Source organism: Actinomadura bangladeshensis, assembly GCF_004348335.1.
Classification (GTDB): Bacteria; Actinomycetota; Actinomycetes; order Streptosporangiales; family Streptosporangiaceae; genus Spirillospora; species Spirillospora bangladeshensis.
The window spans coordinates 1-26,739 of the sequence record NZ_SMJW01000104.1; the positions used below are offsets into that span (position 1 = coordinate 1).

At 74.0% G+C, this 26,739-nt stretch carries 25 protein-coding genes; 20 read left to right on the forward strand and 5 right to left on the reverse strand.

Translation table 11 applies throughout. The annotated features are described in order from the left end of the window. Window positions 1-101: 101 nt before the first annotated feature. The 8 genes from dop to E1284_RS20720 all read left to right on the forward strand — a co-directional run bounded on the left by dop (window position 102) and on the right by E1284_RS20720 (window position 7,888). Window positions 102-1,619 (forward strand): depupylase/deamidase Dop, encoded by a 1,518-nt coding sequence (gene dop / locus E1284_RS20685; RefSeq protein ID WP_131941339.1) that lies wholly within the window; start codon window positions 102-104, stop codon window positions 1,617-1,619. 277 nt (window positions 1,620-1,896) lie between these two features. Further along, window positions 1,897-2,106, forward strand: a complete 210-nt coding sequence (locus E1284_RS20690) for a ubiquitin-like protein Pup (protein WP_131941341.1) — start codon at window positions 1,897-1,899, stop codon at window positions 2,104-2,106. A 285-nt stretch (window positions 2,107-2,391) separates the two neighbouring features. Next, on the forward strand, window positions 2,392-3,237 hold the full coding sequence (gene prcB, locus E1284_RS20695) for a proteasome subunit beta (RefSeq protein WP_131941343.1): 846 nt from the start codon (window positions 2,392-2,394) through the stop codon (window positions 3,235-3,237). A gap of 21 nt (window positions 3,238-3,258) precedes the next feature. After that, entirely contained in the window at window positions 3,259-4,032 is a 774-nt protein-coding gene (gene prcA, locus E1284_RS20700) for a proteasome subunit alpha (RefSeq protein WP_131941391.1), read from the forward strand. Between the two features lie 167 nt (window positions 4,033-4,199). After that, window positions 4,200-5,558, forward strand: a complete 1,359-nt coding sequence (pafA, locus tag E1284_RS20705; RefSeq protein WP_131941345.1) for a Pup--protein ligase — start codon at window positions 4,200-4,202, stop codon at window positions 5,556-5,558. A gap of 134 nt (window positions 5,559-5,692) precedes the next feature. Next, window positions 5,693-6,631 carry an FKBP-type peptidyl-prolyl cis-trans isomerase gene (locus E1284_RS20710; RefSeq protein WP_131941348.1) on the forward strand — a complete coding sequence of 313 codons (939 nt, stop codon included), beginning with the start codon at window positions 5,693-5,695 and terminating at the stop codon, window positions 6,629-6,631. Window positions 6,632-6,676: 45 nt separating this feature from the next. Beyond that, the gene (locus E1284_RS20715; RefSeq protein WP_131941350.1) at window positions 6,677-7,324 is read left to right on the forward strand and encodes a helix-turn-helix transcriptional regulator; all 648 of its coding nucleotides are present in this window, start codon (window positions 6,677-6,679) and stop codon (window positions 7,322-7,324) included. 33 nt (window positions 7,325-7,357) lie between these two features. Beyond that, window positions 7,358-7,888 carry a DUF3291 domain-containing protein gene (locus E1284_RS20720; protein ID WP_131941353.1) on the forward strand — a complete coding sequence of 177 codons (531 nt, stop codon included), beginning with the start codon at window positions 7,358-7,360 and terminating at the stop codon, window positions 7,886-7,888. Here E1284_RS20720 and E1284_RS20725 read toward each other — a convergent pair. Continuing rightward, on the reverse strand, window positions 7,885-8,967 hold the full coding sequence (locus tag E1284_RS20725) for a DUF3866 family protein (protein WP_131941355.1): 1,083 nt from the start codon (window positions 8,965-8,967) through the stop codon (window positions 7,885-7,887). The two genes, E1284_RS20720 and E1284_RS20725, sit on opposite strands and share 4 nt — an antisense overlap. Before the next feature lie 91 nt (window positions 8,968-9,058). Between E1284_RS20725 and E1284_RS20730 the strand changes: the two genes are divergently transcribed. From E1284_RS20730 to E1284_RS20755, 6 genes are all read left to right on the forward strand, one after another. Then, a complete protein-coding gene (locus E1284_RS20730; RefSeq protein WP_131941357.1) occupies window positions 9,059-10,069 on the forward strand; it encodes a helix-turn-helix transcriptional regulator in 1,011 nt (336 codons plus the stop codon). Next, window positions 10,066-11,058, forward strand: coding sequence for a helix-turn-helix transcriptional regulator (locus E1284_RS20735; RefSeq protein WP_131941359.1), 993 nt, complete (start codon window positions 10,066-10,068; stop codon window positions 11,056-11,058). Before E1284_RS20730 ends, E1284_RS20735 begins: the two co-directional genes overlap by 4 nt. A 62-nt stretch (window positions 11,059-11,120) precedes the next feature. Then, entirely contained in the window at window positions 11,121-11,339 is a 219-nt protein-coding gene (locus tag E1284_RS20740) for a hypothetical protein (protein ID WP_131941394.1), read from the forward strand. A 26-nt stretch (window positions 11,340-11,365) separates the two neighbouring features. Then, window positions 11,366-11,743: a Sec-independent protein translocase subunit TatA gene (gene tatA, locus E1284_RS20745; protein WP_131941361.1), complete on the forward strand. Its 378-nt coding sequence runs from the start codon at window positions 11,366-11,368 to the stop codon at window positions 11,741-11,743. Between the two features lie 51 nt (window positions 11,744-11,794). Then, on the forward strand, window positions 11,795-12,658 hold the full coding sequence (gene tatC, locus E1284_RS20750; protein WP_131941363.1) for a twin-arginine translocase subunit TatC: 864 nt from the start codon (window positions 11,795-11,797) through the stop codon (window positions 12,656-12,658). A 45-nt stretch (window positions 12,659-12,703) separates the two neighbouring features. After that, a complete protein-coding gene (locus tag E1284_RS20755; RefSeq protein ID WP_131941365.1) occupies window positions 12,704-15,472 on the forward strand; it encodes a DEAD/DEAH box helicase in 2,769 nt (922 codons plus the stop codon). Window positions 15,473-15,580: 108 nt separating this feature from the next. On the opposite strand, the gene E1284_RS20760 is transcribed toward E1284_RS20755, so the two are convergent. Both E1284_RS20760 and E1284_RS20765 read right to left on the reverse strand, forming a co-directional pair. Then, window positions 15,581-16,444: an oxygenase MpaB family protein gene (locus tag E1284_RS20760; RefSeq protein WP_243714624.1), complete on the reverse strand. Its 864-nt coding sequence runs from the start codon at window positions 16,442-16,444 to the stop codon at window positions 15,581-15,583. Window positions 16,445-16,556: 112 nt separating this feature from the next. Continuing rightward, window positions 16,557-17,429: an aldo/keto reductase gene (locus tag E1284_RS20765; protein ID WP_131941370.1), complete on the reverse strand. Its 873-nt coding sequence runs from the start codon at window positions 17,427-17,429 to the stop codon at window positions 16,557-16,559. Window positions 17,430-17,567: 138 nt separating this feature from the next. Here E1284_RS20765 and E1284_RS20770 point away from each other — a divergent pair, with 138 nt between their 5' ends. From E1284_RS20770 to E1284_RS20790, 5 genes are all read left to right on the forward strand, one after another. Next, the gene (locus E1284_RS20770) at window positions 17,568-18,554 is read left to right on the forward strand and encodes an ABC transporter ATP-binding protein (protein WP_131941373.1); all 987 of its coding nucleotides are present in this window, start codon (window positions 17,568-17,570) and stop codon (window positions 18,552-18,554) included. Next, window positions 18,551-19,393 (forward strand): ABC transporter permease, encoded by an 843-nt coding sequence (locus E1284_RS20775; protein ID WP_131941375.1) that lies wholly within the window; start codon window positions 18,551-18,553, stop codon window positions 19,391-19,393. The genes E1284_RS20770 and E1284_RS20775 overlap by 4 nt, the downstream gene beginning before the upstream one ends. Before the next feature lie 169 nt (window positions 19,394-19,562). Then, window positions 19,563-20,192, forward strand: coding sequence for a TetR/AcrR family transcriptional regulator (locus E1284_RS41620; protein ID WP_165965352.1), 630 nt, complete (start codon window positions 19,563-19,565; stop codon window positions 20,190-20,192). Beyond that, window positions 20,173-20,958: an ABC transporter ATP-binding protein gene (locus E1284_RS20785; RefSeq protein ID WP_131941378.1), complete on the forward strand. Its 786-nt coding sequence runs from the start codon at window positions 20,173-20,175 to the stop codon at window positions 20,956-20,958. Before E1284_RS41620 ends, E1284_RS20785 begins: the two co-directional genes overlap by 20 nt. After that, window positions 20,955-23,330: an FtsX-like permease family protein gene (locus E1284_RS20790; RefSeq protein ID WP_131941381.1), complete on the forward strand. Its 2,376-nt coding sequence runs from the start codon at window positions 20,955-20,957 to the stop codon at window positions 23,328-23,330. Before E1284_RS20785 ends, E1284_RS20790 begins: the two co-directional genes overlap by 4 nt. A 44-nt stretch (window positions 23,331-23,374) precedes the next feature. Here the strand turns inward: E1284_RS20790 and E1284_RS20795 are convergent, their stop codons facing one another. After that, entirely contained in the window at window positions 23,375-24,112 is a 738-nt protein-coding gene (locus tag E1284_RS20795) for an SRPBCC family protein (RefSeq protein WP_131941383.1), read from the reverse strand. An 18-nt stretch (window positions 24,113-24,130) separates the two neighbouring features. Further along, entirely contained in the window at window positions 24,131-24,766 is a 636-nt protein-coding gene (locus tag E1284_RS20800) for an ArsR/SmtB family transcription factor (RefSeq protein WP_131941386.1), read from the reverse strand. A gap of 95 nt (window positions 24,767-24,861) precedes the next feature. On the opposite strand from E1284_RS20800, the gene E1284_RS20805 reads away from it, so the two are divergent. Continuing rightward, on the forward strand, window positions 24,862-26,646 hold the full coding sequence (locus E1284_RS20805) for a glycoside hydrolase family 15 protein (RefSeq protein ID WP_131941388.1): 1,785 nt from the start codon (window positions 24,862-24,864) through the stop codon (window positions 26,644-26,646). Window positions 26,647-26,739 lie beyond the last annotated feature (93 nt).

The following is a 26,739-nucleotide window of genomic DNA, read 5'->3' on the forward strand; positions in this document are numbered from 1 at the left end:
CCCTTCTTCGTCTCCCGCCAGGTCGTCACCGGCGCCGGCCGCGTCGGCATCGGCGTCGACGGCCGCGGCTCCACCCCCGCCGCCCCGATAGGCTCGACGATATGAGTGTTCGGCGGGTGATGGGCATCGAGACCGAGTACGGCATCTCCGTACCCGGGCAGCCAGGGGCCAACGCGATGGTGACCTCCTCCCAGGTCGTCAACGCCTACCTCGCGGCATCGGCGGCGCGGGCCCGCAGGGCCCGCTGGGACTTCGAGGAGGAGAACCCCCTCCGCGACGCCCGGGGGTTCGACCTCGCCCGCGAGGTCGCCGACCCCACCCAGCTCACCGACGAGGACCTCGGCCTCGCCAACGTCATCCTGACCAACGGCGCCCGGCTCTACGTCGACCACGCGCACCCCGAGTACTCCGCGCCCGAGTGCACCAACCCGCGCGACGCCGTCATCTGGGACAAGGCCGGCGAGCGCGTCATGGCCGACGCCGCCCAGCGCGCCGCCCTCGTCCCCGGCACCCACCCCATCCAGCTCTACAAGAACAACACCGACAACAAGGGCGCCTCCTACGGCTGCCATGAGAACTACCTCATGCGCCGCGAGACGCCGTTCGCCGACATCGTCCGGCACCTCACCCCCTTCTTCGTCTCCCGCCAGGTCGTCACCGGCGCCGGCCGCGTCGGCATCGGCGTCGACGGCCGCGGCGACGGCTTCCAGATCAGCCAGCGCGCCGACTTCTTCGAGGTCGAGGTCGGCCTGGAGACCACGCTCAAGCGCCCCATCATCAACACCCGCGACGAGCCCCACGCCGACCCCGAGAAGTACCGGCGGCTGCACGTCATCATCGGCGACGCCAACATGGCCGAGCTGTCCACCTACCTCAAGCTCGGCACCACCTCGCTCGTCCTCGCCATGATCGAGGACGGCTTCCTCACCGTCGACCTGTCCGTCGACATGCCGGTGGCCGCGCTCCGCGCGGTGTCCCACGACCCGTCCTGCAAGCACCTGCTCACCCTGCGCGACGGCCGCAAGATGACCGCCGTCCAGCTCCAGATGGAGTACCTCGAGCAGTCGCGCAAGTACGTCGAGGACCGCTTCGGCGCCGACGTCGACGAGATGACCAAGGACGTCCTCGACCGCTGGGAGTCCGTCCTGCACCGCCTGGGCGACGACCCCATGCAGCTGTCCCGCGAACTCGACTGGGTCGCCAAGCTCGCCCTCCTGGAGGGCTACCGCAGCCGCGACGGCATCGACTGGTCCCACCCGCGCCTGCAACTTGTCGACCTCCAGTACAGCGACATCCGCCCCGACAAGGGCCTCTACAACCGCCTCGTGGACCGCGGGCGCATCGACCGCGTCGTCACCGAGGAGCTGGTCCAGGCGGCCGTCGAGGACCCGCCCGAGGACACGCGGGCCTACTTCCGCGGCCGGTGCCTGCGCCAGTACGCCGAGTCGGTGGCCGCCGCGTCCTGGGACTCGGTCATCTTCGACGTGCCGGGCCGGGAGTCGCTCCAGCGCGTCCCGACGCTGGAGCCGCTGCGCGGCACCAAGGAGCACGTGGGCGCCCTCCTGGACCGCTGCCGCACCGCGGCCGACCTGGTGGCCACGCTGACCGGCCAGAGCTGATCAAGGGCGTTCCGGGAGCCGGGCGGCGCGCGCGCCGGCCGGCTCCCGCGTTCCACCGGGTACTGTGGCCGTCCAGCCCCAATACCGCACTGACCTGCGCCAACGGGTGAGATCTCGGTTTCGTGACCGCTTTGCCCGTTTCGCTCGTCGGTGGACGGGCGATAACCCGAGCATGCCTGCGGCCTCCGGCGGAGACGGCGAAACGGACCTCGCAAGATCCGCTCGCCCTCGATGATCCCGGCTAGGGTCGGAGGCACCGGCAGAGCGGAGGTACGGAATGGCCACGAAGGACACCGGCGGTCAGAAGCAGACCACCCGGCGCACGGAAGAGGTCGAGGAGACCGAGGCCACGACCACCGAGGACGTGCAAGAGCGCCAGGAGAAGCTCACGGACGACGTGGACACGATTCTGGATGAAATAGACGAAGTGCTCGAAGAGAACGCAGAGGAATTCATCAGGTCGTATGTCCAAAAGGGCGGCCAGTGAGCTCCTGGTAGGGACGAATTTCGAGAGGAACGATCTGCTCTTCTCTGTGTGACCGACATCGAAGACGGCAAGGACATGGGCGGACTGGCGCAGTCCCGCCCATGTCTCATGCCGGGGGTGTCCCGGCCCGGGTGCCGCGGGTGCCGGGCGGGCGCGGGGTTCGCCGTGGGCTGACGTGGCGGGGGTGACGCGGCATGCGCGCGGGCGACCTTGAACAGTAGGGTCGTAGACGTCCGTGCCGGTGGGGTTGGAGCGCCGGTGCCATGGTGGAGGGAAGGGAGTCGCGTGGCGTCCCACGAATCGCACACCGGACGTCTGCCCGGGTTGTTCGCGAACCCGGACACGTCGTCGTTCACCGAGTTCCTGGGGGCGTACTCCCCGCAGCTGCTGCCGGGCGGGCGGACGCCGCCGGCGTCGCGGGCGGGGGAGGACATCCCGCACGGGACGACGATCGTGGCGGTGAGCTTCCCCGGCGGGGTGGTGATGGCGGGGGACCGGCGGGCGACGGCGGGCAACGTCATCGCGCAGCGCGACATCGAGAAGGTGTTCCGCGCGGACGAGTTCTCCGCGATCGCGATCGCCGGGACGGCCGGGATCGGGATCGAGATGGTCCGGCTGTTCCAGGTGGAGCTCGAGCACTACGAGAAGCGCGAGGGCCGGACGCTGTCGGTGGAGGGCAAGGCTAACCGGCTGGCGACGATGGTGCGGCAGAACCTCGGGATGGCGATGCAGGGCCTCGCGGTGGTGCCGTTGTTCGCGGGCTACGACGAGGAGCGGGACGAGGGCCGGATCTTCTCCTACGACCCCGCGGGGGGCCGGTACGAGGAGCGGGACTTCCACTCGATCGGCTCGGGTTCGGTGTTCGCGCGCGGTGCGCTGAAGAAGCTGTACCGGGCGGACCTGTCGGCGGAGGACGCGGCACTGGCGTGCGTGCAGTCGCTGTACGACGCCGCCGACGACGACTCGGCGACGGGCGGGCCCGATCTGGCGCGGCGGATCTTCCCGGTGGTGGCGTCGGTGACGTCCGACGGGTATCGCCGGCTGGGCGAGGACGAGGTGGGCGCGCTGGCGCAGGCCGTCGTCGACGGACGTTACGACTCGCCGGGCGGTCCGACCGCCCCGCTGCGATAGAAGGGATCCTGACCGGTGTCCATGCCGTTCTACGTGTCGCCCGAACAGCAGATGAAGGACAAGGCGGACTACGCGCGCAAAGGCATCGCGCGCGGCCGCAGTGTCGTGGTCCTGCAGTACGACGACGGCATCCTGTTCGTGGCGGACAACCCGTCGCGGGCACTGCACAAGATCAGTGAGATCTACGACCGGATCGCGTTCGCGGCGGTGGGGAAGTACAACGAGTTCGAGAACCTGCGGCTCGGCGGGGTGCGGTACGCCGACATCAACGGATACCAGTACGACCGCCGCGATGTGACGGCCCGGGGGCTCGCGAACGTGTACGCGCAGTCGCTGGGGACGATCTTCACGGAGACGAACAAGCCGTACGAGGTGGAGCTCGTCGTCGCCGAGGTCGGGGAGGACGCCGAGACCGACCAGATCTACCGGCTGACGTTCGACGGCTCGGTCGCGGACGAGCACGGCTACGTGGCCATGGGCGGGCAGGCCGATGCGGTGGCGCAGTCGCTGAAGGACGGCTACCGCGAGGGCTCGTCGCTGGGGGACGCGCTGCGGACGGCCGTGCGGGCGCTGGAGGCCCAGGACGCCGACCGGCACCTGGAGGCGACCTCGCTGGAGGTCGCGGTGCTCGACCGCAACCGGGAGCACCGGCTGTTCAAGCGGCTGACGGCGGCGCGGATCGCGGATCTGCTGTCCGCGGCGGACGGCACCGCCGGGTCGGCTTCGGGGTCGGGTGCCGCGCCGGAGGGCGCGGAGGGCTCCGCGGAAGCGGCGCCGGAGGCGGACGAGGACTGAGGCGCGGGCCGGTGCCGTGCGGGCGCCGGCCGGTGCGGGGCCCGTCGGGGCGGGGCGGCCGCGGCCGCCTCCGCCGCGGCGGGCCCGTCGCGTGCGCGGGGGGCCCGCGGGAAACGGTGGGGTCGAGAGACTGCCAAGTCGCGGCCCGGCCGCATAGGGTCTGGGGTGTGGACAGGCGCATCTTCGGGCTTGAGAACGAGTACGGCGTCACGTGTACCTTCCGCGGGCAGCGGCGGCTGTCACCGGACGAGGTGGCGCGCTATCTGTTCCGGAGGGTGGTGTCGTGGGGTCGTAGCAGCAACGTGTTCCTGCGCAATGGGGCGCGGCTCTATCTGGACGTGGGGAGTCACCCCGAGTACGCGACGCCGGAGTGCGACTCCGTCGTCGACCTGGTGACGCATGACAAGGCGGGCGAGCGGATCCTGGAGGGGCTGCTGGTGGACGCCGAGCGGCGGCTCCGCGAGGAGGGCATCGCCGGCGACATCTATCTGTTCAAGAACAACACCGACTCGGCGGGCAACTCCTACGGCTGCCACGAGAACTACCTGGTGGGCCGGCACGGCGAGTTCGGCCGGCTCGCGGACGTGCTGATCCCGTACCTGGTCACGCGGCAGATCATCTGCGGCGCGGGCAAGGTGCTGCAGACGCCGCGGGGCGCGGTGTACTGCGTGTCGCAGCGGGCGGAGCACATCTGGGAGGGCGTGTCCTCGGCGACGACGCGGTCGCGCCCCATCATCAACACCCGGGACGAGCCGCACGCGGACGCCGAGCGGTTCCGGCGGCTGCACGTGATCGTCGGCGACTCGAACATGAGCGAGACGACGATGCTGCTGAAGGTCGGGGCGACCGACCTGGTGCTGCGGATGATCGAGGCCGGGGTGGTGATGCGCGACCTGACGCTGGAGAACCCGATCCGGGCGATCCGTGAGGTGAGCCACGACATGACGGGCCGGCGGAAGGTGCGGCTGGCCAACGGCCGCGAGGCGAGTTCGCTGGAGATCCAGAAGGAGTACTTCGGGAAGGCGCGCGACTTCGTGGACGCCCGCGGCGGCGACGCCACGGCGAAGCGGGTGCTGGAGCTGTGGGAGCGGACGCTGCGCGCCGTGGAGACCGGCGACCTGGACCTGGTCTCGCGCGAGATCGACTGGGTGACCAAGTACAAGCTCATCGAGCGGTACCGGCGGAAGTACGATCTGCCGCTGTCGTCGCCGCGGGTGGCGCAGCTGGACCTGACGTACCACGACGTCCACCGCGAACGGGGGCTGTACTACCTGCTGGAGAAGCGCGGCTCGGTGGACCGGGTGACCCGTGACCTGGACATCTTCGAGGCCAAGTCGGTTCCGCCGCAGACGACGCGGGCGCGGCTGCGCGGCGAGTTCATCCGGAAGGCGCAGGAGAAGCGGCGCGACTTCACGGTGGACTGGGTGCACCTGAAGCTGAACGACCAGGCGCAGCGGACGGTGCTGTGCAAGGACCCGTTCCGCTCGGTCGACGAGCGGGTCGACAAGCTGATCGCGGGGATGTAGCGGGGCCTCCGGCGGCGCGTGCCGCGGCGGCGGCCGCGACACGCGCGCCGGGGGCTACCGGCTGGTCACGCGGGCGGTAGGGTGAGCGCGCAGTAGCGGTCGTCACCCCTCGGCACCCCTCGGAGGACCCCCGTATGCGCCGCCGTTTCCGGTCGTTGTCCCTCGTCGTCGTGCTCGCCGCGCCGCTGGCGCTGTCGGCGGGCTGCTGGTGGGGCGGCGACGGCGTGGACGTGACGGTGCGGGGCGACTTCGGGAAGGTCCCGGAGGTGAAGTTCCCGAAGGGCGAGCCGGGTGACTCGCTGGCGGTGGAGACCATCACGGAGGGCAAGGGCGCGGCGGCCCGCAAGGGCGATCTGGTGGTGGCCGACTATGTGGGCTACCGGTGGAGCAAGGACGGGCGGAAGCTGCTGGCGAGCAGCTATGTGAAGGGGCAGCCGGGCGCGTTCCCGACGGGGCAGCTCGTGCCGGGGCTGGTGAAGGCGTTCGAGGGCGCGCGGGCGGGGTCGCGCGTGGTCGCGCGGATCCCTCCGAAGGACGGTTTCGGCACCGACGGCGATCCGAAGCACCAGGTGGGGTCGGACGACACGCTGGTGTACGTGCTGGACGTGCGGGCGGTGTACCCCAAGACGGCGGGCCCGCACGGCAAGCGGCAGGCGCCGCTGAACGACCCGCGGCTGCCGGCGGTGGCGGAGGCCCCGGCGGGCAAGGCCCCGGTGGTGACGGTGCCGCGGTCGGCGCCGCCGGCGAAGCTGCAGGTGCGGGCGCTGGTACAGGGGGACGGGCCGGCGGTGCGGAAGGGGCAGCTGCTGGTGCTGCAGTACGCGGGGTACTTCTGGCGGAACGGGCAGGTCTTCGACGAGTCGTGGTCGAAGGCGGGACCGCGCGCGGTGCCGATCGGGACCGGCCAGGTGATGAAGGGCTGGGACGAGGGCCTCGTCGGCCAGCGGGTGGGCAGCCGGATGCTGCTGGTGGTCCCGCCGTCGCTGGGGTACGGGAAGAAGGGGCTGGCGCAGGCCGGCATCAAGGGGGACGACACGCTCGTGTTCGTGGTCGACCTGCTCGGTGTGAACTGATCGCCGTTTTCTAAGCGGTAACCCCGTTATTCTTACAATGGCGGGGTGGAGGACATCGACGCGATCGCGCTGCTGCAGGATCCGGTGCGGCGGCGGCTGTACGAGTACGTGGCCGCGCGCGGCCGCGAGGTGGGGCGCAACGAGGCGGCGGAGGCGGCGGGCGTCGCGCGGACCCTCGCCGCGTTCCATCTGGACAAGCTGGTGGACGCGGGACTCCTGGAGGCGGGCAGCCGGCGGCTGACGGGCCGGTCGGGGCCGGGTGCGGGGCGTCCGGCGAAGGTGTACCGGCGGTCGGCGGTGGAGCGGGCCGTGTCGGTGCCGGGGCGGGACTACCGGACGGCGGCGGGCCTGCTGGCCGAGGCGGCCGAGTCGGCGGGCCTGGACATGGAGCTGCAGGACGCGGCGCGCCGCCGCGGGCGGGCGCTGCGGGAGCGGCCCGGCGGCGTCGGGGAACTGGCGGAGGTGCTCGCCGAGCGCGGCTACGAGCCGGTCCGGGACGAGGAGGCCGGCGTCCTGCGCATGCGCAACTGCCCCTTCCACGCGGTGGCGGAGCAGTTCCCGCCGCTGGTGTGCGGGATGAACCTGGCGCTGCTGGAGGGGCTCACGGAGGGGTCGGCGGTGCGGGTGCGGATGGATCCGCGTCCGGGCTGGTGCTGCGTGGCGGCCGAACCTTCTAAAAACAATGAGAATTGACATAGAAGCGCGTCCCGTGGTGGGCTGGGGATCATGACCGAAGACGCCCGGTACCACCTCGCCCAGTTCAACGTCGCCACGCTCCGCCACCCCCTCGACGACCTGCGCACGGCGGACTTCGTCGCGCTCCTGGATCCGGTGAACGCGCTCGCCGACGCCGCGCCGGGCTTCGTGTGGCGGCTGGTGGAGGAGGGCCGGCCCGACGCCACCGGCATGCGTCCCGCCGGCGCGGACGTGATCGTCAACTACTCGGTGTGGGAGTCCGCGGAGGCGCTGTGGGACTTCGTCTACCGCAGCGCGCACCTCGCGACGATGCGGCGGCGCCGCGAGTGGTTCCACCGGCACGCGGAGGCGCACGTCGTCATGTGGTGGATCCCGGCGGGCCGCGTCCCGACGGTGGAGGAGGCCCTGGAGCGCCTCGATCTGCTGCGCGCCGAGGGCCCGTCCCCGCGCGCGTTCACGTTCAGTTCGGCCTACACGGCCGAGGAGGCCGCCGCCGGGGAGACCGCGGGCGAGACCGCCGGGGAGGCCGCCGGCGCCGGGCCGGCGGCCCTGCGCGGCTAGCCGAGCAGGCCGGCGGTGTGGCGCCCGGCGGCCGCGGCGGTGAGGAAGTAGGCGAGGTCCTGGTCGAGGCGGCGGCCCATCGTGGACAGCCGGACGCCCCAGTCCTTCTCGGCGGCCCGCAGCGTCTCGTGCAGGCCGTCGACGGGGACGGGGACGAGCCGGTGCCGGTCGCCGAGCGGCGCGGCCTCGGCGGCGACGCGGGCGCCGAAGGTGCCGCCGAGCTCGGGGACGGGGATGTCGGCGGCGGCGAGCGCGACGCGGCCGTAGGCGGTGAGGCAGTGGTGGGAGACGCCGATGTGGCGTTCCCGCCGGTCGCCCTCGCTGACGCGCAGCGACCCGACGGGCCGGCCCCCGAGGACGGACGCCGCGTTGACGCCCTCCCCGGCCGCGACGCCGGAGAACCCCCACGCCGTCCCGGTCCCGAGGTTGCCGGGCCCCTGGGCGAGGATGACGGCGTCCGCGTCCAGGACGAGCCGCGCGGCCAGGAGCCCGGTGTGGACGGTGACGGCTTCGAGGTCGCCGCCGAACGCCTGCCCGACGGTGACGGTGCCGGTGAGGGCGCCGGCCTCCCTGAGCCGGGCGATGGACATGGAGAACCAGGACGGCAGCGCCCCGCCGTCCTGCATGACGTACACGACGCGGGCGGAGGGGCGGGCGGCCAGCAGCGCGGCCAGGATCGGCGGCAGCGCCGAGTGCAGGTCGGCGACGATGACGGGCATGCCGCCGAGGGAGTCGGCGTCGCGGAGCAGGTCGTGGTGGGGGGAGCCCTGCTCGTCGGCGCCGAGGACGGTGGCCTGCAGGGGCGTGTAGCGGGCCTTGACGAGGTGGCCGGGGCCGTCGGGGTCGGGCGGGAGCCGGTCGGGGACCGCGACGACCATCGCGTAGCCGCCGGTGCCGAGGCCCATCGTCAAGGCCGTAGTGTTGAGCAGGACGGTATCGCCCGGTTCGGGCCGTCCCACCAGAGCGGGATAGGCCAGCGCGCGGTGCGTGCCGTCGCCCCCGATCGAGACGTTCAGCTCGACCGCTCCCGGCCATTCGCGGCGGATGTCCTCAACTGTGCCTTTGCGCCATCGGATCACACCGGGAAACGGTAGCGTCCTGCACGACGGCTCGCGGGGACGACCGGCCCACCCGGGCGGGGGGCTCACGGAGGAACGAGGTGGTGGCGGAGTGTCGCGGCGCAAGACCGAGCGCCTGCTGAATCTGGTGGTCTGCCTGCTCGCGACCCGGCGCTATCTGACGGCCGAGCAGATCCGCCGGGCGGTGCCCGGCTACCCGGACTCCGACGAGGCGTTCAAGCGCATGTTCGAGCGGGACAAGGAGGAGCTGCGCGAGCTCGGCGTCCCGCTGGAGGTGGGCAGCGACCTGCAGGGCGGCGGCGGTGAGGAGATCGGGTACCGGATCCCGCCGCAGGCCTACGAGCTGCCCGACATCCACCTGACGCCGGACGAGGCCGCGGTGCTGGGCCTCGCGGCGCGGGTGTGGCAGCGGGCGAGCATGGCCGAGGCCGCGTCGGGGGCGCTGCTGAAGCTGCGCGCGGCGGGCGTGGAGACCGACGCGGCCCCCGCGGTGGGGATCGAGCCGCGGGTGAACACCCACGAGCCGGCGTTCGCCGCGCTGTGGGAGGCGGTGCGGGACGGTCGCCCGGTGGCGTTCGACTACCAGGGCATCGGGCGGACGTCGGTGGCGCGCCGGCACCTGGAGCCGTGGGGCGTGGTGAGCCGCCGCGGCCGCTGGTACGTGGTCGGGTTCGACCGCGACCGCGACGAGCAGCGGGTGTTCCGGCTGAGCCGCGTCGTCGGGGACGTCGCCGCCGACGGCCCGGCCGGGTCGGTGACGGTCCCGGACGGGGTGGACGTGCGGCGCATCGCGTTCGACTGGGGCGACCCGGTGAGCGAGCCGCGGCCGGCGACGGTGCGGCTGCGGCGCGGCGCCGCGCAGGGCCCGCGGCGGTGGGCCCGCGACGTCCGCCCGGCCGAGGACGCGGGGTGGGACGGCGAGTGGGACGAGGCGGTCCTGACGTTCCGCGACGCGGACCGGTTCGCGCCCTACCTGGCGCGGTTCGCCGACGACGTGGTGGTGCTCGACCCGCCGGATCTGCGGGAGGCGGTGATCCAGCACCTGAAGTCGGTGCTGGCGTCCACCGGCGGGCGGCCGGAGGAAGCGGGGGAGGCCCGATGAGCGGCAAGGCGGGGGCGACGACGTCCACCGACCGGCTGGGGCGGCTGCTGGCGCTCGTCCCGTACGTGGTGAACCGCGACTCGGTGCTGCTCGGCGAGGCCGCGGCGGCGTTCGGGGTGACCGAGAAGCAGCTGATCGACGACCTGAACCTGCTGTGGTGCGTGGAGCTGCGGGCGCCCGACCCGTACTGCCCGATCGACCTGTCCTACGAGGGCGGGGAGATCACGGTGGCGGAGGCGGAGTCGATCGCCCGGCCGCTGCGGCTGAAGGTGGACGAGGCGTCGGCGCTGCTGGTGGCGCTGCGGATGCTGGCGGGGATCCCCGACCTGGACGACCGGGACGCCCTGAGCCGGGTGATCGCGAAGCTGGAGAGCGCGGCGGGGGAGGCCGCGGCGGTGTCCAGCAAGGTCGCGGTGGAGGTGGACGCCTACGGCGGGACCGCCGACCCGGCCCGCACCGCGGTCGGCGTGCTGCGCGACGCGATCGCCGCCGGCCGCCGGGTGCACCTGACGTACTACGTGCCCGCGCGCGACGAGAACACCGAGCGGGACGTCGACCCGATGCGGCTGCTGGTCGTGGAGGGCAACACCTATCTGGAGGGGTGGTGCCGGCGGGCGGAGGCGGTGCGGCTGTTCAAGCTGGACCGGATCGCCGACCTGTCGGTGCTGGACGTCCCCGCGCAGGTGCCGGACGAGGCCGAGCCGATCGACGTGGACGCGGGCCTGTTCCGGCCGTCGCCGCAGGACGAGGCGGTGACGCTGGAGCTGACGCCGCGCGGCCGGTGGGTGGCCGACTACTACCCGTGCGAGAGCGTGCGGGAACTGGGGGAGGGGCGGCTGCGGGTCGTCCTGCGGACCCCGGACGCGCGCTGGATCCGGGGCCTGGCGCTGCGGCTCGGCGACCAGGGCCGGGTGGTGGCGCCCGGGGGCGTCGCCGCCGCGGTGCGGGAGGACGCGGCGCGGGCGCTGGCCCGCTACGGCATGGGCTGAGGGCGCGGGCCGGCGGCGCGGGGTGGGGCGCGGCGCCGCGGATCGGATAACGTGGCCGGGTGATGTGGGTCGCGGTGTCGGTGTCGCTGGGCTTCGCCGGCCTGGCCGTGCTCGCCTGGTGCGCTTTCAAGGTGTGGCTCGGCGTGCGGCGTTTCGGTCGTGAACTGGAACGCACCAGGCGGAGGCTGGAGCCGAAACAGTCGGCGCTGCGCGATGAACTCTCCCGTACCGAGGACGCCCGGCCGTCACAAACGCCCGGCGAGGGCGTACGATCGGCCTGAGTGCCATTCTGCTGAAGAGGATTGCCATGCCGAACATCGGGACTCCCGAACTGCTCATCATCCTGCTGGTCGTCGTGCTGATCTTCGGCTCGGCGAAGCTGCCGCAGCTCGCCCGGTCGCTGGGCAAGTCGGCGCGGATCCTCAAGGCCGAGACCAAGGGGCTGCGCGAGGACGACGACGACGCGCCCGCGGACCGGCCCGCCCAGGCGGCCCCCCCGGCGCAGGCCGCGGCGCAGCCGGAGGACCCCCGGGAGCGTGCGGCGCGGCTGCGCGAGGAGGCGGCGCGGCTGGACCGCGAGGCGGCGGCCGGCGAGGCCGGCCAGCGCCCGCGCGGCGCGATCGGGTCCGGTGAGCCGATCCAGGGCGTGCCGGTGTCGGACCCGGGCAAGCTCCGCCAGGGCTGACCGGCCCGGCCGCCGACGATTCCCGCCGACCCCCGAGCCCGAATGCCGACGATGAAGCTGAGCAGGCACGACGCCGCCCCCGACGGCCGCATGCCCCTCATGGACCACCTCCGTGAGCTGCGGAACCGGTTGATCAAGGCGATCCTGGCCTTCGTGGTCGGCGCGGTCGTCGGCTGGCTGCTGTTCGACCCCGTGTGGGACTTCCTGAAGCAGCCGTACTGCTCGCTGCCGCAGTCCCATGTGATCGACAAGGATCAGTGCTCCCTGTTCGTCAACGGGATCTTCTCCTCGTTCTTCCTGAAGCTGAAGATCTCCTGCATCATCGGCGCGGTGATCTCCGCCCCGGTGTGGCTGTACCAGATGTGGGCGTTCGTCGCGCCGGGCCTGTACAGCCGCGAGCGGCGCTGGACGTATGTGTTCCTGGGCGCCGCGGTCCCGCTGTTCTTCGTCGGCACGGCGCTGGCGTACGTGACCGTCGACAAGGGCCTGGCGATCTTCCTCGGGTTCGTCGCCGACGACGTCAAACCGCTGATCACGGTCGACAGCTACCTCGGCTACGTGCTGACGATGCTGCTGGTGTTCGGGCTGACGTTCGAGCTCCCGCTGTTCGTGGTGGTGCTGAACCTGGCCGGGGTGCTCAGCTCCAAGCGGATCCGCCGCTTCCAGCGCATGATCCTGTTCGGCATCTTCGTGTTCTCGGCGGTCGCCACGCCGAGCGCCGACCCGTTCACGATGCTGGCGCTGGCGCTGCCGACCGTGCTGCTGTTCGAGATCGCGGCCCTGCTGGCGTTCCTCAACGACCGCCGCCGCGCGCGCCGTCCCGACCCCTACGAGGGCCTGGCGGACGACGAGGCGTCCCCGCTCGACCTGGACGCGATCGACGCCGAGCTGGAGAAGGGCGACGCGGCCCGCTGACCGCGAATTGGGTATCGGGCCGGTCGAAACCGTAGGCTCGAAGGCATGACCACCCCCGACACGGCGTCGGCCGACCAGACTCCGGCCCAGCGGTACGCCGCCTACCGCAGGCGCACCGCCGGGAACGGCCCGGCCCTGCTGGACTTCCGCACCCTGTACGACTTCGAGCTGGACGCGTTCCAGCTGGAGGCGTGCCGGGCGCTGGAGGACGGCAGCGGCGTCCTGGTCGCCGCGCCCACCGGATCCGGGAAGACGGTGGTGGGGGAGTTCGCCGTCCACCTCGCCCTCACCGGCGGCGCCAAGTGCTTCTACACCACGCCGATCAAGGCGCTGTCGAACCAGAAGTACGCCGACCTCGTCCGCCGCTACGGGCCGGAGAAGGTGGGGCTGCTCACCGGCGACAACAGCGTGAACGGCGAGGCGCCGATCGTCGTGATGACGACCGAGGTGCTGCGGAACATGCTGTACGCGGGGTCGCAGACCCTCGCGGGCCTGGCGTTCGTGGTGATGGACGAGGTCCACTACCTCGCCGACCGGTTCCGCGGCGCGGTCTGGGAAGAGGTGATCATCCACGTCCCGGACTCGGTGCGGATCGTGGCGCTGTCGGCGACGGTGTCCAACGCCGAGGAGTTCGGCGAGTGGCTGCACGAGGTCCGCGGCGACACCGCCGTGATCGTGGACGAGCACCGCCCCGTCCCGCTGTTCCAGCACATGCTCGTCGGCACCCGCCTGTACGACCTGTTCGTCGACACCGGCAAGGGCAGGGACCGGCAGGCCCGGCTGAACCCGCAGCTGACCCGGATGGCGGTGGAGGAGGTCCGGCGCGCCAAGGTCAACCAGGGCCGCCGCACCGGCCGCCGCCGGGCGCCGCGCCCGCAGCGGTTCCGGCCCCCGGCCCGCCCGGACGTGATCGAGCGGCTGGAGCGCGCCGGGCTGCTCCCGGCGATCACCTTCATCTTCTCCCGCGCCGGCTGCGACGCGGCCGTCCTGCAGTGCCTGCACGCGGGGATCCGGCTGACGTCCAAGGAGGAGTCGGAGGAGATCCGCGCGCACGCCGAGCTGCGCACCGCCGACATCGCGCCGGAGGACCTGCGGATCCTCGGGTTCGGCGACTTCCTGGAGGCCCTGCAGCGCGGCGTCGCCGCGCACCACGCCGGGATGCTGCCGACGTTCAAGGAGATCGTCGAGGAGCTGTTCACCCGCGGGCTGATCAAGGCGGTGTTCGCGACGGAGACGCTCGCGCTCGGCATCAACATGCCGGCCCGCACCGTGGTGATCGAGAAGCTCGACAAGTGGAACGGCGAGGCGCACGTCGACCTGACCCCCGGCGAGTACACGCAGCTGACGGGGCGCGCGGGGCGGCGCGGCATCGACGTGGAGGGGCACGCCGTCGTGGTGTGGGGCCCCAGTGTGGAGCCGGCGTCGGTCGCCGGGCTCGCCGGCACCCGCACCTACCCGCTGAACTCCAGCTTCCGGCCGTCGTACAACATGGCGGTGAACCTGGTCGGCGCCGTCGGCATCGAGCGGGCCCGGACGCTGCTGGAGGAGTCGTTCGCGCAGTTCCAGGCCGACCGGGCCGTGGTCGGGCTGGCCCGGCAGGTCCGCAAGAACGAGGAGGCGCTGGAGGGGTACGCCGAGGCGGCGCAGTGCCACCTCGGCGACTTCATGGAGTACGCGGCGATGCGGCGGCGGCTGTCGGAGCGGGAGGCGGAGCTGTCCCGGGAGCGGTCGTCGGCGCGCCGCGCGGAGGCCGCGAAGTCGCTGGAGCGGCTGCGGCCCGGCGATGTGGTGATCGTGCCGTCGGGACGCCGCTCCGGGCTCGCCGTCGTCCTCGACCCGGGGGTGGGGCGGCGCTCGGACGGGCCGGCGCCGCTGGTGCTGACGGTCAACCGGTCGGTGCAGCGGCTGTCGATCCAGGACTTCCCGCGCGCCGTGGAGCCGGTCGACCGGATCCGGATCCCGAAGTCGTTCAGCCCCCGCAACCCGCAGGACCGCCGCGACCTGGCGTCCACGCTGCGCAACCGGGTGCCCGACGACGTCCGCGAGCGCAAGCGCTCCCGCGCCGACTCCGCCGCGGCCGAGGACGCCGAGATCACCCGGCTGCGCGCCGACCTGCGCCGCCACCCGGTGCACGGCTGCGACAAGCGCGAGGACCACGCCCGCTGGGCCGAGCGGTACCACCGCCTGGACCGGGAGACCGAGCAGCTGCGCCGCCGCGTCGAGGGCCGCTCCCAGGTGATCGCCCGCACCTTCGACCGGGTGTGCGCCGTCCTGCAGCAGCTCGGGTACCTCGACGGCGACTCCGTCACCGACGAGGGCCGCCGCCTCGGCCGCATCTACAACGAGCTCGACCTGCTGACCGCCGAGAGCCTGCGCGAGGGGCTGTGGGAGAAGCTCGGCCACGCCGAGCTGGCCGCGTGCGTGTCGGCGCTGGTGTACGAGTCGCGCCAGCCCGACGACGCGGCCCCGCCCCGCACCCCGGCCGGTGCCGCGCAGGACGCGCTCGCCGCGATGGTGCGGCTGTGGGGGCAGCTGGAGGCGGTCGAGCACGACAACCGGGTGTCGTTCCTGCGGGAGCCCGACCTCGGGTTCGCGTGGACGGCGTACCGGTGGGCGAAGGGCGACGACCTCGACGAGGTGCTGCTGGAGAGCGACCTGACCGCCGGCGACTTCGTCCGCGCGGTGAAGCAGCTGCTGGACCTGCTCGGCCAGGTCGCCGACGCGGCCCCGCCGAACAGCCACATCCGCAAGACCGCGCGCCGCGCGATGGACGCGATGCGCCGCGGCGTCGTCGCCTACAGCTCCGTCGGCTGACCGCCCCGCCGCCCGTCCCGCCATCACGAACGTCGACCGGCCGCCATTTTCGTTGATCTGCGGCGTGTTGTTGTTATGAGCGTGTTGAAAACAACAACACGCCGCAGGTCAACGCATCCGGGGGCGGTCGGCGCGGTGGCGGGCGCGGCGTGCGGACAGGGTGCGGTCGACGCGGTGGGTCGCCAGCCGGACGAGGAGCGGCTGCGGCGGGCGCCGCAGGAACCGGGGCGTCACGCGGTGGCCGGCGGAGGCGCTCCACAGCAGCAGCCCGGCGGCGCGGCGGCGGCCCGGCGTCCACTCCAGCCCGTACTCCGCGCGCAGCCGCTCGGGCAGCAGCGCGGTGGTGATCAGCCGGAACACGGCGAGGGCGGGGGACAGCGCGCGCAGCTTGCGCGGCCACAGGACGGCGTTCGCCACCTCGCGGCCCGCGTCGGTGACCTCCAGCCCGGCGAGCGTCTCGTCCATGTAGGCGCGGAACGCGGCCAGGTCGGGCGGCTGCGCCTCCAGCGGGCAGCCGAGGACCTCGGCGACGACGCGGGCCTGCCGGTAGTACTCCTCGGGGTCGGTGTCGCGGGGCCGCATCAGCGTCTCGTGGATGTACAGGGCCGAGTCGATGAGCGTGGCGTTGACCCACATCTGCAGGTCCGGGTCGTTGCCCGAGTAGCCCTCGCCGCGGACCATCGTGTGGATGCCGCGGACCTTCGCGGCGATCCGCGCGACCTGCTCCGGCGTCCCGAACGTGGTGACGAGCAGGAAGTCCAGGGTGCCGAACAGGCGCGCGAGGGGGCGGTCGGCGAAGTCGCTGTGCTCGGCGACGCCGCGGGCCACGCCCGGGTGGGCGAGCTGCATCAGCAGCGCCCGCCCGGCGGCGAGGCCGACGAGCGGCTCGGCGGCCAGCGTGCGCAGGACGTCGCGGTCGGCGAGCCGCTCCGCCGGCCGGTCGGGTGCGGGGATCGGGGGTGTGGCGGGCAAGGCGGGCCTCCCGGCGGTCGGAACCTCGCCCCATCCTCGCGCAACTATTGACGGACGGTCAATAAGCCCGGACCGGCCCCCGCACGGCGGTGTCCGCGCGGGTCAGTGCGGGTCAGGAGCCGACGGCGGTCAGCGCGGCGACCTGCTCGGCGCTCAGCGCCACCCCGGCCGCGGCCGTGTTCTCCTCCAGGTGCGCGACCGTGGACGTGCCGGGGATCGGCAGCATGACCGGCGAGCGCGCCAGCAGCCACGCCAGGCTGACCTGGGCGGGGGTGGCGCCGGCCGCGGCGGCGATCTCCTCGACCGGGCCGCCCGGCCGCGCCAGCTTGCCCGCCTTGATCGGGAACCAGGGGATGAATCCGATGCCCTCGGCCGCGCAGTGGTCCAGAACGTCCTCGTGGTTGCGGTCGGTCAGGTTGTAGCGGTTCTGCACGGTGGCGATCGCGGTGACCCGGCGGGCCTCCTCGACCTCCTTCACCCCGACCTCCGACAGGCCGATCGAGGCGATCTTCCCCTCGTCGCGCAGGGCGGCCAGCTCCCCGACCTGGTCGGCGAGCGGGACCTGCGGGTCGACCCGGTGCAGCTGGAACAGCCCGATGCGCTCCACGCCGAGGCGCCGCAGCGCCATCTCGACCTGCTGGCGCAGGTAGGCGGGGCGGCCGAGCATGTGCCACGCGTCCGGCCCGGTGCGCACGAACCCGGCCTTGGTCCCGATCAGCAGTTCCTCGGGGTAGGGGTGCAGCGCCTCCCGGATGATCTCCTCGCTGACGAAGGGCCCGTAGGAGTCGGCGGTGTCGATGAAGTCCACGCCGAGCTCCACGGCGCGGCGCAGCACCCGGACCGCCTCCGCCCGGTCGCGGGGCGGGCCCCAGGTCCCCGGGCCGGTCAGCCGCATCGCGCCGTAGCCGAGGCGGTGGACGGTGTGCTCGCCGATGGCGAAGGTGCCGGAGGCGTGTGCCGGGACGGCCGCTGAGGTGTCGGACATGCGGGCGATCTTACCGAGCGGGCCGGCCCCTACCCGGGGCGGAGGCGCCTCCTCAGTGCGGAGGAGCCGGGCACCGCGCCGGGCGCGCTAGTGTGATCACGATCACGGAAACACGCCGACCGGCCCCGGGAAGTGCGCATGATCGAGGCGGAGAACCTCAGCAAACGCTACGGCGACAAGACCGCGGTGGACGACCTGTCGTTCACCGTCCTGCCCGGCCGGGTGACCGGGTTCCTCGGCCCGAACGGGGCCGGGAAGTCGACCACGATGCGGCTGCTGCTCGGCCTGGACCGGCCCGACCGCGGCGACGCCCGCATCCACGGCCGCCACTACCGCGACCTGAACGCTCCGCTGCGCGTCGTCGGCGCGCTGCTGGAGGCGCGGGCCGTGCACACCGGCCGCAGCGCCTACAACCACCTGCTGTGCCTGGCGCAGACGCAGGGCATCGGCAAGAGGCGCGTCGACGAGGTCGTCGACCTGGTCGGGCTCACCGGCCCCGCCCGCAAGCGGGCGGGCGGGTTCTCCCTCGGCATGGGCCAGCGGCTCGGCATCGCCGCCGCGCTGCTCGGCGACCCCTCGGTGCTGATCCTGGACGAGCCCGTCAACGGCCTCGACCCCGAGGGCATCGTGTGGATCCGCACCCTCATGCAGCGGCTGGCCGCCGAGGGCCGGACGGTGTTCGTCTCCAGCCACCTGATGAACGAGATGGCCGTCACCGCCGAGCACCTCATCGTCATCGGCCGCGGCCGGCTGATCGCCGACTGCTCCACCGAGGAGTTCATCGAGCGCAGCACCGAGAAGACGGTCACGGTGCGCAGCCCCGAGGCCGAGCGGCTGGCGGGCGTCGTCGCCGCCGAGGGCGGCAAGGTCGCCCCGGGCGGCGAGGGCCTGATCACCGTCACCCACATGGAGGCGCCCCGGGTCGGCGAGCTGGCCGCCGCGGCGGGGATCGTCCTGCACGAGCTGACCCCGAGCCGCGGCTCCCTGGAGGCGGCGTTCATGGAACTGACCCGCGACAGCGTCGAGTACGGCACGGCCGCCGGCGCCGCGCCGGGCGCGGTCCCGGACGCCGTGCCCGCAGCCGTGCCCGGACCCGTCCCGAGCCAGGAGGGGAACCCCCGATGACCGCGCCCACCACCGCCGCCGCCGGGCCCGCCGCCGGCCCGCCCGAGTTCGGCCGCCCCGGCTTCGGCCGGCTGCTGCTGTCGGAGTGGACGAAGATCCGCACGGTCCGCTCCACCCTGTGGTCGCTGATCCTGCTGGTCGTCCTCGACCTCGGGTTCACCGCCCTGTTCGTCGGCCTCACGGTGTCGCAGTGGGACAACACCGACCCCGGCGACCGCGCGCAGGTCGCCGCCGACCCGGTCAGCTTCATCCTCGGCAGCGGGTTCTTCCTCAGCCAGCTGACCGTCTGCGTCCTCGGCGTGCTGGTGATCGGCTCGGAGTACTCCACCGGCATGATCCGCGCCAGCCTGCTCGCCGTGCCGCGCCGGCTGCCGATGCTGTGGGCCAAGGCCCTGGTGTTCGGGCTGGTCGTGCTCGTCCTCGGCGTCGCGGTGTCGTTCGCCTCGTTCTTCATCGGCGCGAGCCTCGTCGGCGACCGGATGGAGGTCTCCCTCGGCGACCCGGGCGTGCTGCGCGCGGTCATCGGCGGCGGCCTCTACCTGGCGATGCTCGGCCTGTTCGCGCTCGCGATCGGCGCGATCGTGCGGCACACCGCGGGCGGCATCACCGGCGTCATCGGGTTCGTGCTGGTGCTGGCGCCGCTCGCCATGCTGCTGCCCGGCAGCATCGGCGACCACGTCCACGCCTACCTGCCGTCCGAGGCGGGCACCCTGATCGCCAAGGCCCACCAGGGGCCGGACGACCTGCTGTCGCCCTGGCAGGGCTACGGCGTGTTCGCCCTCTGGACGGTCGCGCTCCTCGCCCTCGCCGCGTACCTGCTCAAACGCCGGGACGCCTGAGCGGCTCCCGCCCCCACGTCCCCGTGCCGGATCCCGGCACGGGGACGTTCGCGTTCCCGCACCCCCTCCCAGCTGGACTGTTGCATGGTGCAAAGGTTGGGGGCTAGTGTATTGGTCAGTTGCTTAAAGCGAGTGACCAAGAGGCGAGTGGCCAAGGAGCGGCAGAGCGATGGCGGACGGCGCGGTGCCGACCCGGATCCGGCTGCTGGAGGCGGCCGTCGCGGTGATGGCCGAGGGCGGCTGGGCGGCGGTGACGTCGCGGGCCGTGGCCGAGCGGGCGCGGGCCAACAACGCGCTCGTGCACTACTACTTCGGGTCGGTGGACGCCCTGCGGCGGGCCGCGATCATGCACGCGGTCGAGAAGGAGCTGGAAGGCCCCGTGGAGGCGATCCTGCGCGCCGACGACGCCCTCACCGGCGTCGCCGACGCCGTCCGCGAGCTCGTGGACCGCGGCTCCGGCACCGCCGGGCAGCGGGTGATGGTCGAGGCGATGACGCACGGCCTCCGCGACGGCGAGCTGCGCGCCGAGACCGAGCGGCAGATCCGGATGTTCCGCGACCTGCTCGCCGCCCGCCTCGCCGAGAACCAGGCGGCGGGGCTGCTGCGCCCCGACGCCGACCCGCGCGGCCTGGCGGTGGTGTTCGCCGCCCTGCTGGACGGACTGCTCGTGCACGTGCTGATCGACCCGGGCACCGAGGCCGGCGACGCGACGGCCGGGCTGGCCGCCCTGCTGCGCCCGGCCGGCCCCCCGCCCGGGCAGGCAGGCGAAGGAGACGGAGATGACGAGACACGGCGGTGAGCGGGCGTCCGCCCGCCTGGACGACCCGGCACCGGACCCGCACGAGGCGGGGGACGGGACCCCGGCGGCGGTCCTGCTGCGCGGGGCCGGCAAGACCTACGGGACCGGGCACGCCCGGGTCCACGCGCTGCGCGAGGTGGACCTGGAGGTGCCGCGGGGCGAGTTCGTCGTGCTGCTCGGCCCGTCCGGGTCCGGCAAGACGACCCTGCTCAACCTGATCGGCGGGATCGAGCCCGCCACCGAGGGCGAGGTGATCGCCGGCGGCCGCGACATCTCCGGGCTCGGCGAGGACGCCCGCACGGCCTACCGGCGCGACACCGTCGGGTTCGTGTTCCAGTTCTTCAACCTCGTCCCGTCGCTGACCGCGCTGGAGAACGTCCGGCTGGTCGCGGAGCTGACCGGCCGCGGCGACCGGGAGCGGTCGCGGGCGGCGCTCGCCGCCGTCGGGCTCGCCGAGCGCGGCGGCCACTTCCCCGCGCAGCTGTCGGGCGGCGAGCAGCAGCGCGTGGCGATCGCCCGCGCCATCGCCAAGGACCCGGCGCTGCTGCTGTGCGACGAGCCGACCGGCGCCCTCGACCTGGAGACCGGCCGCGGCGTCCTGCGCGTCCTGCAGGACCTCAACCGCGAGGGCCGGACGGTCCTGGTCGTCACCCACAACGCAGCGATCGCCGCCATCGCGCACCGGGTGGTGCGGATGCGGTCCGGCCGCATCGTCGAGGTCGCAGCGAACCCCGCTCCGGCGGACGCCGGCGAGGTGACCTGGTGAGCGGAAGCGTCCTCAACGTCAAGCTCCGCCGCGATCTGCGGCGCCGCCCCGCGCAGCTGGTGTCGGTGGTGGTGCTGGTGATGCTCGGCGTCGCGCTGTTCGGCGCGTCCTACGACGCCTACAGGAACCTCGACTCCGGCTACCAGGCGCTGTTCCACAAGTACCGGTTCGCGGACCTGACCCTGACCGGCGGCGACACCGCCGCGATCGCGAAGGAGGCGGCGGCGAGACCCGGGGTGGAGGCGGTCGCCGTCCGCACCGTCGCGGACGTGCCGCTGCGCATGCCCGGCGGCGCCACCCTCGTCGGCCGCGTCGTCGGGCTGCCCGCGGGGGCGCAGCCCGGCGTGAACCGGGTGAAGGTCCTGGACGGCGCCTACCTCGACCCGGCCGCACCGCAGGGCGTCCTCGCCGAGAAGCACCTCGCCGACCACGCGAAGCTGAAGCCGGGCGACGGGGTGTCGGTGTGGGACGGCCACGCGTGGCGGACGCTGTCGGTGCGCGGCACCGCGTCCTCGCCCGAGTACCTGTGGCCCGCGCCCAGCCGCCAGAACGTGCTGCCCGCGCCCGGCTCGTTCGGCGTCCTGTTCGTCCCCGAACCGCTCGCCCGCCGGATCGCCGGGGCGGCGGCGCCGAACCAGGCCGCCGTCTACTACACCGCCGGCGGGCGCGAGCACGCCGCCGGCCTCGACGCGGCCCTCACCTCCGCCGCCCGCCGGCACGGCGCGGGCGCCGCGATCACCCGGGCCGAGCAGCCCTCCAACGCCACCCTCGCCGAGGACATCAAGGGCTTCTCCGAGCTGGCCGTGATGTTCCCGCTGCTGTTCCTCGCCGCCGCGGGCGTCGCCGTCTACGTCGTGCTGACCCGCCGCGTCGCCCGCGACCGCGTCGTCATCGGCACGCTGCGCGCCTCCGGGTTCGGCCGCCGCACCCTCGTCGGCCACTACCTGATGACGGGGATCGCGGTCGGGCTCGCCGGGTCCGTCCTCGGCGTCGCCGCCGGGCTGCTGCTCGCCGGGAGCGTGACGCGGCTGTACGGGGAGGCGATCGGGCTGCCGGAGACGCTGGTGTCGGTGCGCGCGTCGACCGTGCTCGCCGGGCTGGCGTTCGGGGTGGTCGCCGGGGCGCTCGCCGCGCTCGCGCCCGCCGTGTCGGCCGCCCGCGTCCCGCCCGCCGAGGCGATGCGCGGCACCGTCCCGGCGACCGGGGGAGCGGGGCCGCTCGCCCGGCTGGAGCGCGCGGTGCCCGCCGCCGGGCGGCTCCCCGCCGGGGCGTGGCTGGTGCTGCGCGGCCCCACCCGCCAGTTCCGCCGGACCCTCTACACCATGGCGGGCGTCGTCCTCGCCCTGGTGCTGATCCTGGTGTCCTGGGGGATGCTCGACTCCTCGCAGGCCACCGTGTCCCGGCAGTTCGACCGGATCCAGCGGCAGGACGCCGAACTCGCCCTCGGGCGGCCGCTCGCCGGCTCCGAGCTCCAGGCGCTGGCGGCGACCGGCGGCGTGCGGGCGGCCGAGCCGTCCGCGCACGTGCCCGTCACCATCACCGCGGGGGACAAGGGCTACTCCACCACCGTCGTCGGGCTCCCGCCGGGGACCCGCATGCACCGGTTCCTCACCCCCGGCGGCGGCGAGCGGGCCCTCCCCGAGCACGGCGCGCTGGTCGGCGCCGCCCTGCGCGGACGGCTCGGCGTGGACGTCGGCGACCGCATCGGCCTGCGCCTCGCCGGGGGCCGCACCGCCACCACGACCATCGCCGGGTTCGTGGACGAGCCGCTCGGCACCTACGCCTACGCCACCCTCGGCCAAGTCGCCGCATGGGCGCCGGGCACCAAACCCGACACCGTGCTCGTCACCTTCGACCCCGGCGCCGACCGCGCGGCCGTCGAGCACGCCCTCGCCGCCCATCCCGGCGTCGTCGCCTACACCGACGCGCGGGCGGTGAAGAAGACGATGGACGAGTACATGAACCTGTTCTACGTGTTCGTGGCGATCATGCTCGCCTTCGGCGGGCTGCTGGCGTTCACCGTCCTGTTCGCCACCCTGTCGGTGAACCTCGCCGAACGCGGCACCGAACTGGCCACCCTGCGCGCCGCCGGTGTCGGCCGGCGCCGCCTCGGCCGCCTCGTCACCGCCGAGAACCTCCTCGTGGTGTCGGCCGGCGCGATCCCCGGCCTGGTCCTCGGGCGGCTGGCCACCGGCGCGTTCCTCGGCGCGTTCAACAGCGACCTGATGTCCTTCCACACCGAGATCAGGCCCGCCACGTTCGCCTGGTCGGCGCTCGCCGTCATCGCCGTCGCGTGGCTGGCGCAGCGGCCCGGGCTGCGCGGCCTCGCCCGCATGAACCTGGCCACGCTCGTCCGGGAGCGCGCGGGCTGAACCCCGCGGCGCGCGGCGCCCGCGCGGGCGCCGCGCGCCGCGGGTCAGGCGTAGACGCCGTTCAGCCACTCCTGCCAGGCCTCGCGCGCCTGCTCGGCGGACGCGGCGGCGTCCGGCGCGAACCGGTGCAGGGCGATTCCGACCGGCCCGCCCCACGCGTCCCGGCCGAAGATCCGGTACATCGCGTCGCCGGTGCGCAGCCCCGCGAAGTGCTCGGTGCGGTAGTCGAGCACCGCGTCGGCCGGGCCGGTGCCGGGCAGGTCCACCCGCACCGTGTCGCCCTCGGCGGCGCCGTCCAGCCCGAGCGCCTTCACGGCGGCCGCGAACGAGCCCTTCCGCATGGACGCCTGGGGTCCCTGGACGTCGGAGTGAACCGCCCGGCGCCCGGTGAAGTGCGCCAGGTACTGGCGCAGCGTGTGCAGGTAGAAGTCGGTGTGCCTGCTCGCGCCGTCGTACTGGTCGTCCCAGTCGCCGGTGAAGATGCCGCTGTGCACGTACCGGACCCAGGCGCCGCCGCCCTCGCGCGGCTCGATCAGGTGGTCCAGGACGTTCAGCGTCTGCGGCATGCCGCCGAGGCCGTCCGGGTCCTCCGCGCGGCTGGTCAGCCGGTGCGGCGGGTCCCAGGCGGTGATGACGCCGATGCCGCCGGCCGCGCCGCCCTCGCGCGGCTCGAACTCCATCGGCCACAGCCACGCGGCGGTGCCGGTGGTGACGGCCTCCCACACCTGCTCGGGGGACGCCCCGGTCTCGTACTCGCGGACGATCTCGAATTCCCTGCCCATGGTTCCTCTCCTCGCCTCTCAGCCGTCGATCTGCCCCTGGGAGTCCGGCCGGTCGGCCGGCGAAGCCGCGGGCCCCCTCTTCAGGGCCGGGTGGACGGCGATGACGACGCGGTGCGCCCGCCCGCCCGCCGCCGCCCCGTCGTGGTACTTGCGGACGAGCGCGCCGACCCCGGCGGTCAGCTCCTCGATGAACGCGGCCCGGTCCGCCGCCGAGGCGAACACGACCTCCCCGTCGAGAGCGTAGGTGGCGAGCCGCTTGTCCGCGCGCGCCGCCCCGGTGATCAGCGCGCCCACGTCGCGGACCAGCCGCGCCGCGAGCGCCAGCAGCCAGCGCGCCGACAGGGTGTCGCGGTGCCGGTCGGGGTCGGGCTGCAGCGTCGCCAGCGCCAGCGGGGAGATGACGTAGGACGCCGCCGTCGCCCGCATCAGCCGCTCGGTCATGTTGCCCTTGCGGCGCTCGCCGACCAGTTCGACGAGGCCGTGCCGCTCCAGCGTCCGCAGGTGGTAGTTGACCTTCTGGCGGGGCAGTCCCACCCGCGCGGCGAGGGCCGCCGCCGACATCGGCTCGCCCAGCTCGGCCAGCAGCCGCGCCCGCATGGGGTCCAGGGAGGCGGCCGCCGCCTCCGCGTCCTCGATCACCGTCACGTCCAGCATGCGTCCATGATGGTCACCGACAAATTGATTCGTCAAGACAGGATTCCTTATCGGTGGGTTTGGATCATCGGCCGGTTCGCGGGTAGTGGGACGGCATGGCGACCGACCCCGGAACCCCGTCCGCCACGCCCACGGCCCTGCGCGACTACGCCTTCATCGCCGACGGCGAGCGCGGCGTGCTCGTCGGCCCGCACGGCGAGTACGCCTGGATGTGCTTCCCGCACTGGGAGTCGGCCCCCGCCTTCGCGAGCCTGCTCGGCGGGCCGGGCGGCTACCTCGTCCGGCCCGTCGGCGAGCGGTTCGTCTGGGGCGGCTACTACGAGGACCGCGGGCTCATCTGGCACAGCCGGTGGGTGACGGGCGAGGGCTCCATCGTCGAGTGCCGCGAGGCGCTCGCCCGCCCCGCCCGGCGCGACCGCGCCGTCCTGCTGCGCCGCTGCCGGGCGGTGCGCGGCCGCGCCCGGCTGCGCGCCCTGCTGGACGTCCGCGCCGGCGGCGCCCGGATGCGCGGCGTGCGCCACCACGACCCCGACTGGACGGCCCGCAGCGGCGGCGCCCGGATCCGCTGGCGCGGCGCCGACGAGGCCGTCGTGCGGGAGGGCCCGGACGGCGGCGCCCTCCTCGCCGCGACCTTCGACCTCGACGAGGGCGAATCCCGCGACCTGGTGCTGGAGCTCGCCGAGGCCGGCGCCGCCGAGCCGGCGCCGGCGCCGGGCGCCGACGCCCTCTGGGAGGCCACCGAACAGGACTGGCGGAAGGCCGTCCCCTCCTGCGACGACACCATCGCGCCCCGCGACGCCCGGCTGTCCTACGCGGTGCTGACCGGGCTGACCAGCCGGGCGGGCGGGATGGTCGCCGCGGCGACCACCTCGCTGCCCGAACGCGCCGACGAGGGCCGCAACTTCGACTACCGCTACGCCTGGATCCGCGACCAGTGCTTCGCCGGCCAGGCCGTGGCCGCGCACGGCGGCCCGCCGGAGCTGCTGCGCGGCGCCGCCGGCTTCGCGACCGCCCGCATCCTGGCCGACCGGGGCCGGCTCCGGCCCGCCTACACCGTCACCGGCGACCCCGTGCCGGAGCAGCGGGACAGCGCCCTGCCCGGCTACCCCGGCGCGCGCGTCGTCACCGGCAACCGGGCGAGCGAGCAGTGGCAGCTCGACGCCCTCGGCGAGTCGCTGCTGCTGCTCGCCACCGCCGCCGAGCACGACCGCGCCGAGCCCGCCGCCCGCGAGGCCGCCCGCGTCGCCGCCGACGTGATCGGCCGCCGCTGGGGCGACCCCGGCGCCGGCATCTGGGAGACCGAGGACCGGCTGTGGACCCACTCCCGGCTGATCTGCGTCGCCGGGCTCCGGCAGGCCGCCCGCGTCCTCGGCGGCCCCGGCGAGTCCGCCTCCTGGAACTCCCTCGCCGACGCCGTCCTCGCCGAGACCGCCCGGACGGCGCTCACCGCCGGCGGCCGGTGGAGGCGCGCCGCCGACGACGACCGCGTCGACGCCGCGCTGCTCATCCCGCCGCTGCGCGGCGCCCTGCCCACCGGCGACCCGCGCAGCGTCGCGACGCTCGAGGCCGTCCGCGCCGAACTCGTCCAGGAGGGCTTCGTCTACCGGTACCGGGTCGGCGGCGAGCCCCTCGGCGTCGCCGAGGGGTCCTTCACCCTGTGCGGGTTCTTTCTCGCCCTCGCCGAGCACCGGCGGGGCGAGACCGCCCGCGCGCTCGGCACCTTCGAGCGGACCCGGTCCGGCAGCGCGACCAGCGGGCTGTTCTCCGAGGAGTACGACGTGCGGCAGCGGCAGCTGCGCGGCAATATCCCGCAGGCGTTCGTGCACGCCCAGCTGCTCGAGGCCGCGAGCCGCCTCGCCCGCGGGCCCGCGCCGTATTGAGAGCCCATCCGCGGGTATGCGTTCGGTCATGGCGATTTCGGCTGACGACACCAGGCAGGGCGGAAGGCGGACCGGGCAGGGGCGGGACGGGCG